Raw genomic sequence first — 13,961 nt, 5'->3', positions numbered from 1 at the left:
ACGTTCACAGGGGGCGTTGTTGTCAATTGTCTGAGAAAATGACATAGTCGAACCATGGCTGGCTCAGAATACGATTCCCTTTCGATTGATTCCGACGACGCGGACGATGAGGCCTATGCCCTCGACACGGGGCCCCTCGACACCTCGTTCCGCAACCTGATGCCGCAGGGGCGGCTGCACGGGGCGCTGGCGCACAAGATCGGCGTCGATATCCTGAAGGGCGCCTATGCGCCGGGCGAGACCCTGCCCAACGAGATCCAGTTCAGCTCCAGCCTCGAGATTTCGCGTTCGGCCTTCCGTGAGGCCATCCGCATCCTCGCCGCCAAGGGCATGGTCGAAAGCCGGCCAAAGACGGGCACGCGCGTCACCGAACGCAAGCGCTGGAATATCCTCGATCCCGAAGTCCTGAAATGGATGTTCGAGACCGAGCCCAGCGAAGACTTCATCATGGACCTGTTCGAGCTGCGCCTGATCACCGAGCCGGCGGCCGCCGCCCTGGCCGCGCAGCGCCGCACCGACGCGCACCTCAAGGCCATGGACCGCGCCCTGATCGTCATGGCCGAAGAAACCCTGGCCACCGAAGCCGGCCGCCAGGCCGACCTCGACTTCCACGACGCCCTGATCGACGCCGCCAACAATGAGGCCCTGGCTTCGCTCAGTTCCTCGATCGGCGCCGCCGTGGCCTGGTCCACGCGCTACAAGCAGCGCGCCCGGGCGCTCGACCGCGACCCCGTGCCCGACCACCGCGCCGTCTACGAAGCCATTGCCAGAAGCGACGTCAATGACGCGCGCTGGACGATGGAGGCCCTGGTGCGGCTGGCCCTGCGCGATACCCAGCGCTCCATGGGCATCCTGAAGTAGCCGCAAAACATATCAAATCCTGTCTGCGGCTTTGTGTATAAGCTGCGGCGTGCCGAGTCGCGACAGGCCGGCGTCCGGAGGATTTGCCATGAGTGCCGCAACCGATACCGCGCCCGCGCCTTTGCCGCCGGCAGAGGTCAAGGGCGTCATCGCCGGCCTGATGATGGTCATGCTGCTGGCCGCGCTCGACCAGACCATCGTGTCGACGGCCATGCCGACCATCGGCCGCCACCTCGGCAATATCGAAGCCCTGCCGTGGATCGTCACCAGCTATCTGCTCAGCTCGACCGTGGTGACACCGCTCTACGGCAAGCTGGCGGACATTGTCGGCCGCAGGCGCACGCTCATGGGGGCGATTATCGTCTTCCTGGCGGGCTCGGCGCTATGTGGCCTGGCGCCGTCCATGCTGTTCCTCATCATCGCGCGCGCCATCCAGGGCCTGGGCGGGGGCGGGCTTATGTCGCTGGTCCAGACGGTCATTTCCGACATCGTCCCTTTACGCGAACGCGGCAAGTTCCAGGGCTATTTCGCCGCCGTCTTCACGGCGTCGAGCATCGGCGGGCCGATCCTGGGCGGCATCATCGCCGAAAAGATCCACTGGTCGGCCATCTTCTGGATCAACCTGCCGGTCGGCGCCGTCGCCCTGTGGATCGTCTATAACGGCCTGAAAAAGCTGCCGCGCTATGAGCGGCCGCACAAGCTCGACCTGATCGGCGCGGGGGTAATGGCGGTTGCCGCCGTCAGCCTGCTGCTGGCCGTGCACGCCCATGGCGGCGTCATGGGCGCGCCGACCTGGGCCGTCTATGCCGTGTCGATCGTCTTCTGGCTGCTGTTCGCGCTCAGGCTCGGAACCGCCAGGGAACCCCTGATCCCGACGGGGTTGCTGAAGAACGATATCGTGCTGCGCGCCACCCTGGTCTCGACGCTCGCCATGGGCGTATTGATCGGCCTCAGCGTCTATAATCCGCTGTACCTCCAGCTGATCTTCAACCTGTCGGCCTCGCAGGCCGGTCTGGCCCTGACGCCGCTCAGCCTCGGCGTGGTCAGTGGCTCGATCCTGTCGGGGCGCCTGATCTCGCGCGGCAAGGGTGAAAAGTACAAGACCGCGCCGATGATCGGCCTGTTCGTCGGCACGATCGTCTATGGCGGGTTGGCCCTGTTTCCGGACCGGCTGCCCTTCTGGGGCTTCATCGCCGTGTTGATGGTGGCCAATGCCGGTATCGGCACCATGTTCCCGGTGACGGTTTCGGCCATCCAGAATGTCGTCGAGCGCCACCAGATGGGCACGGCGACCGGCATGATGAACTTCTTCAGAAGCCTCGGCGGCGCGTTGCTGGTCGCCGTCTTCGGGGCGGTGCTGTTCTCGGAACTGTTCAGCGCACTGGGGGCAGGGGCGGCGGGCGGACTGACGCCGGCGGCGCTCGACCAGCTGCGCCACGTGCCGGAGGCCCCGCTGATCTTCCGCCCGCTGTTCGCCATGGGCGGGGCGGGCCTGGGCCTCAGCTTCCTGATCCTGTGGTCGATGGAAGAAAAGCCCATCCGTGGCGCCGAACTGACGGTGGCGCAATCGGTCGAGGCGGCGGAAAACGTGCTGGAAAGCGCGGACTTCCCGGACGAAAAGCCGAAAACCTGATTATCTTCGGGCCAGCTTGATCGCCTTTTCCGGGCAGGCTTCCACGCACAGCCCGCAGGCCCGGCACGCGTCCGCATTGACGGCGAACGACTGCTTCCAGCCGTGCAGCGTGCCCTTGACCTTCGACAGGAAGCTTAAACCCGCGCGCTCGGCCGGCGGCAAGGTTCCCAACGCGAAGACGTCGTAGGGACAGATGACCACGCAGTCGGCCTTGCCCTCGCAGCGGGCGCGGTCGATGACGGGCGCGAATACGCCCGGTTCCTGTTTGCATGCGTCATCTGTCCTGGCCATGCGGTTATCCAATGCCGAAATGCGGCGCAAAGACAAGCCATGCCGCGAACAGGCCGTACAAAAGACCGATGGCGGTCAGCGCCCGGCTGTCGACCTTGCCGGCCTTGAACATGGCCCACAGCACGACGATGGCGATGGCGGTCACCGCGCCCGACACCATCAAGGTCGCGTCGAAGCGCCACGGCGTGAAGATGATGCCCAGCGCCGACGGGATGGTCGCCTGGATCATCATGGCCCCGGAAATATTGGCCAGGGCCAGCCGTTCCTTGCTCTGGCGCACCCAGATGATGGCATTCATGGTTTCGGGAAGCTCCGTCGCCACCGGACTCAGCAGCAGCGCCACAAGGTGCGGCGACAGGCCGGCGAAGTGGCCGATCGCTTCCAGTTGCCCCACGAAGAGGTGCGAGGCGAAGGCGATGACGCCGAGCGCGGCGCAGGCCTGGAGGCCGGCCCAGAACAGGTTGGGATTGCCGGGCTTGAGCTTCAGCGGCTCCAGTTCGTCCTCGTCCTCATCGTCGCCGGCGTCTTCCGAACGGATCTCGCGCCAGACGTAGAGGGCGTAGGCCGCCAGGAACAGCACGCCCAGCCAGGGCTTGATGGCGAAGGCCACCAGGCCCAGGCCGACCTTGACGATAAAGATGGCCAGAAACGCCAGCTGGTCGCCGGCCAGGCGCTTCGCATTGGTGCGCACGGCGTGGTCGGCGCGCTTCAGCTTTTTCTGGTTGAGCCATAGCGCCAGACCCACGACGCCGTAAGCGATGGTGGCCAGGACCAGCGGTCCGCCCATGGCGGCCCCGACGCCGATGTCGCGGGCTTGCGGGGTCTTGCCGAAGGCGACGGCGGTGAAGGTCACCGCGCTTTCGGGCAGGGCAGTGCCGAAGGCTGCCAGCACCGTGCCGACGGCGGTGGCGCCGAGGTTCATGTGCTTGCCGCACCATTCAACGGCGTTGACGAAATATTCGCACGCCACATAGATCGCGACGGCCGAACCGAGAAAGAGAACGAGAGTAAGGAGCATCAGTCTGTCGGGCCGGGCAAGCGAATGAACCAATGGCGCAGGCTGCGGCTCGCCCGGCAAGGCGTCGCATCCCGGCCAAAGGTCTTGCCTGACGAAGCGATGCTTCGCTGTGCGCACCATGGAGCTGAGGCTCCAAGTATGTTGGCGCGCACTCCGTTCGCGGGAACGGCGGCTACTCCCCAATGACTGTGGCGCGGCTTATGACCTATCCGCGTCAGAAAGGGAAGGGGCAAAAAAGAAAAACCCCCGCCGGTCAGGCGGGGGTCTTTGGAAGATGCGAACGGGCCGGTTATTGCGCCGGCTGGTCGGCCGCGTCGGTCGGGTTCGCGTTCTTGCCCGTCGCGCCCTTGTCTTCGCTGGGCTTGGGCTGGGTCGTCGACTGGTCCATCGTCGGGCCGGTGGCCGGCACGGTCGAATCGGTCGTCGGCTGGCCGGCCGGCGGAGGCGAGGCCTGCGTGGAGTCGCCGGCGACGGCCGAATTGGTCGTCGACGACATCGACCCGGCGGGCACCGAGTTCTGGTCGGTGGTCGCGGCGGCGCTGTTGATGTCGGTGCCGGTCGAATTGCTCATCGAATTGCCGTTGGCGTCCGTGCCGCTGGCGGTCACGGTGCTGCCCTGAAGCTGCTTGCGGTTCAGGTCGGCCGTCACGGCGTTGGCCTTGGCCGTGCTCATCGCATGGTGGCGCGTGGGCTTGGCGTCGGCGATGCCGGCGGTGACGGCCAGCGACAGCGTCAGCGCGGTCGCGGTCAGGATCATCTGTGTCTTTTTCATAGTACTACCCTTTCCATTGTTAAAACGCGGGTACTGGAACCGTCAGCCCTTGGGCTTGCTGGTCTTGACGTGGGCCTTGGCGGTGCCGCTTTGCGTCGCGGAGCCCGTAACGCCGGTGCCGGCCGCGCCGGTGGCGCTGCCCGATCCGGACACCGTGGCGTCGGTCGAGCTGTTGGTGGCGGCGCCGGTGACCTCACCGGCAGCCGTGGCGGCCTGGTTACCTACCGTCCTGGCGTCGCCCGTAGCGGTGGCGGCAGCGTTGCCGGCAGCATTGGCGGCCGGATTCGGATTGACCGTCGCGCTGCCGTTCGCACCGAGCGTCGCGGTGGCGCCCTGCGTCGAGCCGGCCGCCGACCCTGTCACATTGCCATTGGCCTGGGCCGTGTTCTGGGCGGCGTCACGGGCCTGGCCGGCCATGTCGCGGGTTTGCTTGTGCAGGGTGCGGGCGTCGGAACGGACAGCGTTGCCCGTATCCTGCGCCGAACCGGCGATGTCGTTCGGGACGGTGCTGTTGAGCGAACCGGTGGCATTGCCGGTGGCGCTGCCCGTGCCCTGGATGGCGCCGTTGATGCCGCCGCCGGCATTGCCGGCGCCGCCCAGGGCGCCACCCAATACCTGCGCCGACGCCAATGCCGGCATGGCGGCCATGGCGATGGCTACGGCCGTAATCTTGAAACTGGTATTCATAAGCTTTCCTCTCGAACATTATGCCAGGGAGAGCGTGTTGCCCGCCCCGCCGCGACGTCTTCCCGCCGTTTTGCAGGATGTGGCCGCACTGATGAGAACATTGTCTGTGCGAGGTGATAAATATGGAAGGCAGTTTGGGGCGAAGATTTGACAAATTAGTGATAAGGGCGCGTTTTCTCGCCTTTTTATACAAGTTTTTCAGGGAATTTATGCACTTTTTACTTAATTTTACTTACTTTTTATTACCGAGGTTTCGGGAAATAAAAATCCCCGGTGCGGCGACGCACCGGGGATTTCGGGTCTTTTTACGGTATCCGGCAGTTACCAGACGTCGTACCACACATCGATGACTTCGCCGGTGCGCACGTCGATCAGGACCGCGTCCTCGCCGACGAAGAACCAGGCGCAGCCATAGGGCGGCGTCGGCAGGCCGTAATAGTCGTAATCATAGATGCGGTAGTCGAAGAACACCCTCGGCAGGTACTCGCCGCGCATCCAGCGGTGGTCATAATACTGGTCCGGCACGTGGTAGTAGCCCCGGCCCGGGAAGAAGTAGAAGCCGAAGCGCACGCCGGAATACCCGTTCCAGCGGCGGTCGTTATGATAGTCGAAGTGGCGCCCGCCGCCGCCCCGATCCCACCCGCCGCCATGGTCGCGGTCGTTGCCGTTCCAGCCGCCACGGTCGTGGTCGCCGTTCCAGCCGCCGCGGTTGTTGTCGTCGTGACGGTCATTGTTGTCGTGGCGATCGTTGTTGTCGTGGCGATCGTTGTTGTCGCGGCCGGCGCCGTTCCATCCGCCACGGTTGTTGTCGCGGTCACCGCCGCGATCGGCGCCGCCACGGTCGGTATTGCCGCCGCGGTCGCCACCGGTCCATCCGCCCTGGGTGCCGCCACCGCGGTTCCAGCCCGAGCCGCCGTTGCCGCGGTCGGGATGGGCCTGGTTGCCCGATGGTTGGGCGCCGGAAGGTTGGCCGCCCGAAGGCTGGTTACCGGAAGGCTGGCCACCGGAGGGCTGGGCGTGCCCGCCGCCGTTCCAGTTACCACCGCCGTTACCGCCGCCATTGCCGCCGCGGTTCTGGCCGCCCGACGGCTGTCCGCCGCGCTGGCCACGGTCACCGCCCCAGTTACCGCGGTCGTTGCTGGAACTGGAGCTGTTGTTGTTATCACGCCAGATCGGGCCGCTGCGGTCGCCGGTAGCGGCAGCGTGCTGGCGGCTGGCGTAGTTCTTGTCGTGGTCCTCCGCCGACGCGCTGGTAGCGGCGGCGGCGGACACAACCAGCGCCAGCCCCAGGGCCAGGCCGGAAACGGCTGTCTTTGCCATTTTGCGAGTCATTTCGTCCTCATTGTCAGACCAGGTCGGGAATTTTGCGGACCTGGGACGCTGGGCGATAACCATTATCGTCTTGATGCGGTTATGACAGCGGCCGCCTGAACGGAAGCTGAACGGCCCTGTCAGCCTGCCGAACAGGCGGACCGCCGTACGCGAATACCGGGCGGGGAAGGGGGGGGCGGGGGCGAAGACCTGTTTTGCCCGGTGGATACTGCCGCCGTTAACCGTGCAAAATTGGCATTTTGGGAGTGAAAATTATGTAATTTATATTTTGTAAGCAAATAATACTTACTTTTTAGCGGAAAATTAGCGATGTTTGTGATATTGGTTAAGGTGTATTTTAATATTAACTTGAGGTTTACATAAAAAATTCAACCTAAATATCGCTGTTAACTCTAATTTTATTGGGTGGTGGTGAAATCGTCTCATCAGATCAAGGAGACACGCCAGAACGGCGTGATTGACACAAAATGATGACGACCGAAAGCAACACGCTTCCGCTCCCCACCGCCGACATGAGCGGCGACGACCTTTTCCGCCTGGGCATGATGTATTCGACCGGTCAGGGCGGTGCGCCGCTCGACATGATCTCGGCGCACATGATGTTCAACCTGGCCGCCATGCGCGGTTCGATGGAAGCCAGCGTCTACCGCCGCGAACTGTCGCGTGAAATGGACCGCGAGGACATCGCCGAAGCCCAGCGCGCCGCCCGCCAGTGGCTGGACCAGGGCCGCATCGGCTTCGCGGCTTAATACACCGGTCATGAGTGACCGGCGGCATTCCGTGTTTCCAGCGCAATCGCCGTCGGAATGGATCAGGTTCGCATGGACCGCGTCAACAGGTTAAGGCACAAGGCCCTGGCCCACGTCTCGCGGTCGGTTTCCGCGACGAAGCGCGCCTGCCGGATCAGCCCGTTCGTCCATGACGAGATGAGCGCGCCAGCCAGGGGCGAGGGCAGGCCCGTCAGGGTCCGCGACACCGTCCGGCCCCTTGTATAGCGCAGCGTGCCGCCGAATCGCCCCAGCATCGGGTCGCGCGCGGCGGCGCTGATGAATTCATCGAGCGACAGGAAGTTGGCTTGGGCGTCCGGATGGGCGACCAGTTGCGCGACGCCCGCCGCATAGGCCCCGGCCGGAGCCGGCTGCGCCTGCCTTTGATCGGCCCGGATGATCTGGCCGTATATGGCCGCGAACGCCGAGTGGACCAGTTCCTCGGCCGTCGGGAAGTGATAGCTGACCACGCCCAGGCTGAGTTCGGTCGCCGCCGCCACCGCGCGGTGCGTAATGCCGCCGGTCCCCGACTTTCCCACGATATCCGCCGCCGCCAGGGCGATTTTTCCCTCGACCGAGTCGTCTTCCCAGGGCAGCGGCGCCGGATTTTCACACCGCGCCCGCAGGGTTTCGCGCAGCGGCATCGGTCCGGTTTTTCCTTCCGTCACCATCCCCACCCAGGCGACGCAGGTTTCGAACAAACAGGCGCGGTCGAGCGGCGGCTGGCCGCCGAGGCGGTGCAGGCACAATTCCCCATCGGCAAATGGATAGAGCAGGCCGGCCGCGTCGCCCGGCAGGACAACGGTGGCGACCTTTGCCCACGCGTCGCGCCATACGGCGTACCACTCGGCGGCGGCGCCCGCAAAGGCCGGATCGCGCGCCGCCATGGCCTGGCATTCGAACCAGGCGAAGACCATGGGGCGCGCCTGCTCGCAGGCTTCGTCGATCAGGCTGGCCAGGAGATGTCCGCCGGCCTGCGGATCGAGCAGCTGGATACCGTCGAGCGCCGCCAGGCGCGGCTGCCACCAGGCGGCCGACTTTTCGATGAAATCGCGAAAGGACGCTTCCAGCAGCCGTTCGAACGAGCCGAAGTGATAGTTGATCAGCGAGGTGGTGACGCCGGCGGCGGCGGCGGTCTGGCGCGCCGATATCCGGCCGCGCCCGTGGCTGGCCCACTGTTCCGCCACGGCGTGCATCAGGCGCGCCTGCGGCGTTTCCGTTTCCGGCTGTATCGCTGTCGTGTCGGCGGGGCTGGCTTTCCGCATCGGCCCTTGCTGGGTTGTCACGCTGATCCTCGCCGCGTCTATCGTATTCGCCGGGGGAAGGCAATCATGAGGCGGGCATCCAGGCCGCGCAGGAAATCCGCGCCGTAAGCCCCGTTTTCCAGGCCGTCATGAAGCGCCGGCGGCAGGTCCGCCGCGATATCGCGGCTGAGTCTGCCCGAAAACAGCGCCATGGCCGCGACCGTGTCGGTATCGCCGCCGAGCGCTATGGCGTCATGCAGCAAACCGCTGAGCGTCGTGGCGCCGGCCACCAGCGATATCGCGGCGTGGGCGCAACTGATGCCCGCCATGTCGGCCCGGCCTGTCCAGGGGGCGGACCAGGCGTGGCCCGGCACGTGGCTTTCGATAAAGCGGCCGAGGGCGCGGCGCGGCGCGACATCGTGCGCCAGATAGTGCACCATGGCGGCGACCGCGGCAGCGCTCGTCCGGCCGCCGGGCGTGTCGTGGGTGAGGGCAGCCTGGCGTCCGGCCAGGTCGAGGACCTGCGCGATGTCCGGCAGCAGGCCGATCGGCGACACGCGCATGGCGGCGCCGCTGCGGTCCGAAACCGGGGCGATGGCCTTCAGGAAGGCCGGGCCGTCGTCGGCGCCTTGCAGAACCTCGTAAAGCCGCTTGCTGTAGCCGCGGCGCGGATCGCGTTTGAAGGTGGCGACGAAACGCGCCGCCAGGCTTTCGGCGTCGAAAGCGCCGCCGTCGAGCAGATGTTCGGCGATGGCGATGGCCATCTGGGTGTCATCGGTATAACGCCCGTCGCCCAGCTGCGTTTCCGGATTGCGCTTGTAGCCCGACAGATCGTTTTCCCGCGCCAGGAAATCGTCGGGCATGAACTCGAATGCCGCGCCGTAGGCATCGCCGATGGCCATTTCAAGCAGCATGACCTAGTTGAACGTGCGGTAGGTGAAATAGTTCAGGATACCGCCGGGGATCAGGTTGTTGACCCACTGTTCGACGAAGACGCCGGCTTCGGCGACATTGGTGCGCGGCACGAAGACGATGTCGTAGCGGCGTAGCGCCACCATCTGGCTGGCGCGGCCGCTCAGCATGTCCTGGACGTCGATGACGCGGCGCATCGCCTGGCCCTGGCGGCCGCGGCGGATGATGACCACTTGGTGCGACTTGGCCGAATGCAGGAAGCCGCCCGCGGCCATGACGGCCTGCAGCGCGTCGATGTCGCCCATCATGTCGACCCAGCCCGGGCTTTTCACCTCGCCGCCGACCATGACGCGCGTGGGCCCGAGCTCACCCGGAAAGACCGTTACGGCGGGATTGCGCAGGACGCTTGCGGCGCGCTGCGAGATTTCGGCCTGGAGTTCCGGCACGGACCTGTAGGCCGCCATGACCTGGCCGATGGCGGCCAGCGTGATGCGGCCATCGGGCCCGACCTGGGTCTGGCGGCTCAGCTCGGGCGCCGAGGCGAAATTGATCTCGATCTTGTCGCCCGGATAAAACAGGTAGTAGGGCTCGTCGTCCTGCCAGTCGGAAAAGCGGATCAGGCCGGCTTCGGCCTGGCGCTCTGGGCGGGCGTTGACCAGGGCAGGGGCCAGAACCAGACCCGCCGCAACCCCGGCAAAAAAGCGTCTGCGCGTGACCATGGCCGCACCCGTCATCCCGTTAAAAAAGCCTCTTTGCGGCACCCTAAACGGCCAAGCGGTAAATGTTGGTTAACGGATTGCAACCTAGGTTAACAAAACATGCCGCGCGGGTGTTTGCGCGGCTGATTGGCGTTGGCACAGAAGAGAGACTCGATGCAGTCTGGCGATGCGTTGCTGAATGACGAGGACGACCCCAAGGTCGTGCCGATCGGCCGCGCGGGCGAAGGGCGGCGCGGACGGGCGATGAACGGTATCGGGAAGGGACAGGCGGCGGCGCATCTGGCGCCGGCCGATATCGCCGCTTTGCTGAAGCGCGAAGCCGTCCTGATGATCGTCGTCTTCTGCGTGCTGTTCGGGCTGGGTCTGGCCGCGGCCCTGTCCATGCCCTCGACCTATACCGCCAATGCTAGCCTTTTGATGCAGCTCAACAAGGACTATGTCTACGACCCGCTGGCGGGCGACAAGGCGGCGGGCGCCATCGCCACCATCGACCAGGTCGTGCAGTCCGAGGTCGAAATCCTCAATTCGCAGGAACTGAAGAAGCGCGTCGTTCACAAGGTCGGCTACAAGATCGTCCTGCCGAAGAGCCCGAAACTGTGGAACCCGCAGACGCCCAAGGATGTCGAGGCGGCTGACGTGGCGGCGGTCAAGGTGCTGACGGCGGGGCTGGGCACGGCGTCGGCGCCGCAAAGCAATGTCGTCAAGCTCAGCTTCAAGCACGACAACGCCATGTCGGCGGCGCTGATCCTCAATACATTGATCGACGAATACCAGGCCTATCGCATGGAGGTCTATACCGACGCGGTCGGCCCGGCGCTGCAAAAGCAGAAGGACGCCTTCGACCGGCAGCTGGCCGATGTCGACAACCAGTACCGCGACTTCCTGGCGGCCAACGGTGTCGGCGACTTCGATACGGCGCGCGCCACCTACACCAAGATCTATGACCAGGTGACGGCCGACCTGTTCACCACGCGCTCGCAGATGGCGACCGACCGCGCCAAGCTTTCCGAAATCGACCGCAGCCTCGGTCAGCTCAGCCCGGAAATGAGCGTCGAGCGCAATCTCGACCTGTCGATTCCGTCGCGCATCCTGGCGCTGAAGCAGCAGAAGCAGGAAATGCTGGCGCGCTACCTGCCGGACGCCCAGCCGGTCAAGGATCTCGACGCCCAGATCGCCTCTCTGCAAAGCCTGATGACGTCGGGCGGCGGCATCGGTGAAAAGGACCACAAGATGGGCGCCAATCCTATCTACCAGACGCAGCTGACCGCCAAGATGGCGATCGAAGCCGAACTGGCGTCGCTGTCGGGCCGCGAGGCGCAACTGCAGGCCCAGGCCGACGAGATCACCCGGCGCCTGCAAGGCCTGCTGGGCATCGAGCCGACCAACAACACCCTGGCGGCCGAACGCGACGCCCTGCAATCCAACATCAAGACCTTCGCCCGCCGCATCCAGGAAAACGAGGCGCAACAGGACATGACCCACCGCGCCGAAGACGCCGTGCGCGTCGTCGAAAAGGCGTCGCTGCCCGACAAGCCCAAGAGCCTCAAGCGCGTCGTGCTGGTCATGGCCTTCCTGTTCGCGGCCTTTACCGCCCTGTGCGCGGGCCTGCTGCGCGTTTATACTCGCAAGGGCTTCGCCTCGGCCGACATGGCGGGCAAGGCGCTCGACCTGCCGGTGCTGGCCCAAGCGCCTGTGAAGGTGGCCTGATGGTCGACCTCACGAAGGAAATGGCCGACCTGATGTCGGCGCTGGGACGGCCGCAGGGCAAGGGCGGACGCGCGGTCCTGTTCGTCAGCGCCTATTCCGGCGAGGGCGTATCGACCGTCGCCCGCGAATATGCCCGCTGCGAAGCCGCCTTTGCCAACAAGCCCGTCTGGCTGGTCGACGCCGACCTGCACGCCCAGCGCCAGATGCTGGAAATGGGCCAGGACACGCAGCGCTTCGGCCCGCCGGGTCCGCTGTCGCGCGCCACGCCCGATGGCTCGGCCTTCTTCACCCTGTCGCCGCACGGCCACGATGCCGCCGGCGCGCCGATCGCCGACGAAGCCTATCTGGTAGCGCGCCCCTTCCTCGACCGGCGCCTGTGGGTGACGCGGTTCCGCGCGAAAAACATGGCGCCGGGCCAGCGCGTCAAGCTGTTCGACCGCACCACCTACTGGCAGTCGCTGCGCCGCCACGCTGAATCGATTATCGTCGACGCCCCGGCCATGGACCGTTCGCCCGCCGCCCTGCAACTGGCGCCGCTGATGGACGGTGTCGTCCTGGTGGTCAGCGAAGGCGACGGCGACGTGCAGGCGCGCATCGACCTCAAGAACGACCTGGAACAGGTCGGCGGCAAGGTGCTGGGCCTGGTCTACAACCGCGCCCGCCAGCCGTCCAAAACCGCCCTTCGCCGGCCGTTCGGCGGGGTGGCGGTGCTGTGAAAGGCTTCATCGAGGACTGGCGCGACGCCTGGGTGTCGCTCCTGTGCGGCATCGCCGTCATCCTCGCCTTTTCCGCCGCCTGGCAGGCCCCGCTCTTCGGCTATAACGACCAGCAGAGCGATGCCGCGGGCGCGCTGATGCGCAACTTCTATTATCCGTTTTACCTGTGCGGCCTGTTCCTGGCGTGGCGCGGCGGCTGGCGGCTGGCGGGCGCCACCTGGCGGACGGCCTTGCTGCTCGGCCTGTTCGGCCTGTGCGTGGCGTCGATCATCTGGTCGATCGACCCGTCGGGCACGGTGCGCCGGCTGGCGGCCCTGTTCATGACCATGCTGTGTGCCTACGCCCTGGCTGCGCGCTTTTCGTGGAAGCGGCTGTCGGAACTGCTGGCCGTGGCCTTCGGACTGATGATGGCGGCCTCGATGGTGCTGGCCGTGGCCTTCCCCATGATGGGCAAGATGCAGACCCTGTTCCCCGGGGCCTGGCGCGGCGTGTGGATCGAAAAGAACATGCTGGGCACCTACATGGCGATCGGCTTTACAGCGTGCGCCGCGGCGGCGATCCATAATCCCGCAAGGCGCTGGTTCTGGTGGGGCGTGTCGGCCGCCATGGTCTTCGTCATGCTGATGTCGACGTCGAAGACGGCGCTGGTCTCGACCCTGATCGGCGTGGCAGGCGTCAGCTTTGTGTATCTGACGGGCAGGGGGCCGGTCACCGGCATCATCATGACCTGGCTGGCCGTGTGCGCCGTGCTGGCCCTGGCCGGGTTCGCCCTGGCCGCGCCCGACCAGTTGTTTTTGCTGCTGGGCAAGGACCCGACCCTGACCGGGCGGACCTTCATCTGGGACGGCATCCGGCGCGTGATCGCCGAACGCCCGATGCTGGGCTACGGCTATGGCGTGGTGTGGACCGATACCGATCCGTTCGCGCCGCTGGCCAAGATCGTCCATGTGGCGGGCTTCCGGCCCTACCACGCGCACTCGGCCTGGTTCGAGGTTCCATTGGGGCTTGGGCGGGTCGGCCTGACCCTGTGGGCGTGCGTGTTCGCCGAGATGTGGCTGAAGGGGTTTTACCGCACCTGGCGCGGGGACGGCGGCGTGTTCGCCCTGCCGATGATCGGCATCTATTCGCTGGCGACGCTGACGGAAAGCATGGCGCTGGGCTGGAACGACCTGCACTGGTGCCTGGCGGTCATGGTGCTGGTCAAGCTGAGCCTGCCGGGCGATGTGGACAGCACGGAGCGGGTTGAGGCGCCGGCACAGGTAAGGCATTTGCGGGTGGTTGCCGCCTGACTTGCGTCTCCTC

The 13,961-nt window shown here is 65.7% G+C and carries 14 protein-coding genes and 1 riboswitch; of the genes, 6 read left to right on the top strand and 8 right to left on the bottom strand.

What is annotated here, in order from left to right:
• The first annotated feature begins 159 nt into the window (after positions 1-159).
• Positions 160-861 (top strand): FadR/GntR family transcriptional regulator, encoded by a 702-nt coding sequence (locus AB8717_RS13810; protein WP_443750895.1) that lies wholly within the window; start codon positions 160-162, stop codon positions 859-861.
• 88 nt (positions 862-949) lie between these two features.
• Positions 950-2,494 carry an MDR family MFS transporter gene (locus tag AB8717_RS13805; RefSeq protein WP_443747907.1) on the top strand — a complete coding sequence of 515 codons (1,545 nt, stop codon included), beginning with the start codon at positions 950-952 and terminating at the stop codon, positions 2,492-2,494.
• Here the strand turns inward: AB8717_RS13805 and AB8717_RS13800 are convergent, their stop codons facing one another.
• From AB8717_RS13800 to AB8717_RS13780, 5 genes are all read right to left on the bottom strand, one after another.
• A complete protein-coding gene (locus AB8717_RS13800; protein WP_443747906.1) occupies positions 2,495-2,785 on the bottom strand; it encodes a 4Fe-4S dicluster domain-containing protein in 291 nt (96 codons plus the stop codon).
• A gap of 4 nt (positions 2,786-2,789) precedes the next feature.
• Positions 2,790-3,803 carry a sodium:calcium antiporter gene (locus AB8717_RS13795; protein WP_443747905.1) on the bottom strand — a complete coding sequence of 338 codons (1,014 nt, stop codon included), beginning with the start codon at positions 3,801-3,803 and terminating at the stop codon, positions 2,790-2,792.
• Positions 3,804-3,897: 94 nt separating this feature from the next.
• Positions 3,898-3,996, bottom strand: a riboswitch (yybP-ykoY riboswitch).
• A 96-nt stretch (positions 3,997-4,092) separates the two neighbouring features.
• On the bottom strand, positions 4,093-4,575 hold the full coding sequence (locus AB8717_RS13790; RefSeq protein WP_443747904.1) for a hypothetical protein: 483 nt from the start codon (positions 4,573-4,575) through the stop codon (positions 4,093-4,095).
• A gap of 42 nt (positions 4,576-4,617) precedes the next feature.
• Entirely contained in the window at positions 4,618-5,262 is a 645-nt protein-coding gene (locus tag AB8717_RS13785; RefSeq protein WP_443747903.1) for a hypothetical protein, read from the bottom strand.
• A gap of 321 nt (positions 5,263-5,583) precedes the next feature.
• The gene (locus AB8717_RS13780; protein WP_443747902.1) at positions 5,584-6,594 is read right to left on the bottom strand and encodes an RcnB family protein; all 1,011 of its coding nucleotides are present in this window, start codon (positions 6,592-6,594) and stop codon (positions 5,584-5,586) included.
• Between the two features lie 470 nt (positions 6,595-7,064).
• On the opposite strand from AB8717_RS13780, the gene AB8717_RS13775 reads away from it, so the two are divergent.
• Positions 7,065-7,343, top strand: a complete 279-nt coding sequence (locus AB8717_RS13775; RefSeq protein ID WP_443750894.1) for a sel1 repeat family protein — start codon at positions 7,065-7,067, stop codon at positions 7,341-7,343.
• Positions 7,344-7,405: 62 nt separating this feature from the next.
• Here the strand turns inward: AB8717_RS13775 and AB8717_RS13770 are convergent, their stop codons facing one another.
• From AB8717_RS13770 to AB8717_RS13760, 3 genes are read right to left on the bottom strand one after another with little or no spacing between them, the layout of a single operon-like run.
• On the bottom strand, positions 7,406-8,626 hold the full coding sequence (locus AB8717_RS13770) for a TetR/AcrR family transcriptional regulator (protein WP_443747901.1): 1,221 nt from the start codon (positions 8,624-8,626) through the stop codon (positions 7,406-7,408).
• A 38-nt stretch (positions 8,627-8,664) separates the two neighbouring features.
• Positions 8,665-9,519 carry an ADP-ribosylglycohydrolase family protein gene (locus AB8717_RS13765; RefSeq protein WP_443747900.1) on the bottom strand — a complete coding sequence of 285 codons (855 nt, stop codon included), beginning with the start codon at positions 9,517-9,519 and terminating at the stop codon, positions 8,665-8,667.
• 3 nt (positions 9,520-9,522) lie between these two features.
• Complete coding sequence (locus AB8717_RS13760) at positions 9,523-10,236, bottom strand: polysaccharide biosynthesis/export family protein (protein ID WP_443747899.1); 714 nt, start codon at positions 10,234-10,236, stop codon at positions 9,523-9,525.
• Between the two features lie 153 nt (positions 10,237-10,389).
• On the opposite strand from AB8717_RS13760, the gene AB8717_RS13755 reads away from it, so the two are divergent.
• Genes AB8717_RS13755 through AB8717_RS13745 form a run of 3 tightly spaced genes read left to right on the top strand, consistent with a single transcriptional unit; the run spans position 10,390 to position 13,948 of the window.
• Complete coding sequence (locus AB8717_RS13755; RefSeq protein ID WP_443747898.1) at positions 10,390-11,943, top strand: GumC family protein; 1,554 nt, start codon at positions 10,390-10,392, stop codon at positions 11,941-11,943.
• Positions 11,943-12,659 carry a transcriptional regulator gene (locus tag AB8717_RS13750; RefSeq protein ID WP_443747897.1) on the top strand — a complete coding sequence of 239 codons (717 nt, stop codon included), beginning with the start codon at positions 11,943-11,945 and terminating at the stop codon, positions 12,657-12,659. Before AB8717_RS13755 ends, AB8717_RS13750 begins: the two co-directional genes overlap by 1 nt.
• On the top strand, positions 12,656-13,948 hold the full coding sequence (locus tag AB8717_RS13745) for an O-antigen ligase family protein (RefSeq protein WP_443747896.1): 1,293 nt from the start codon (positions 12,656-12,658) through the stop codon (positions 13,946-13,948). The genes AB8717_RS13750 and AB8717_RS13745 overlap by 4 nt, the downstream gene beginning before the upstream one ends.
• Positions 13,949-13,961 lie beyond the last annotated feature (13 nt).

The organism is Asticcacaulis solisilvae (assembly GCF_052327315.1).
In the GTDB taxonomy this organism is placed as follows: domain Bacteria; phylum Pseudomonadota; class Alphaproteobacteria; order Caulobacterales; family Caulobacteraceae; genus Asticcacaulis; species Asticcacaulis solisilvae_B.
Note: the sequence above shows the minus strand (reverse complement) of the source record. Positions and strands in the feature narration are given on the sequence as shown.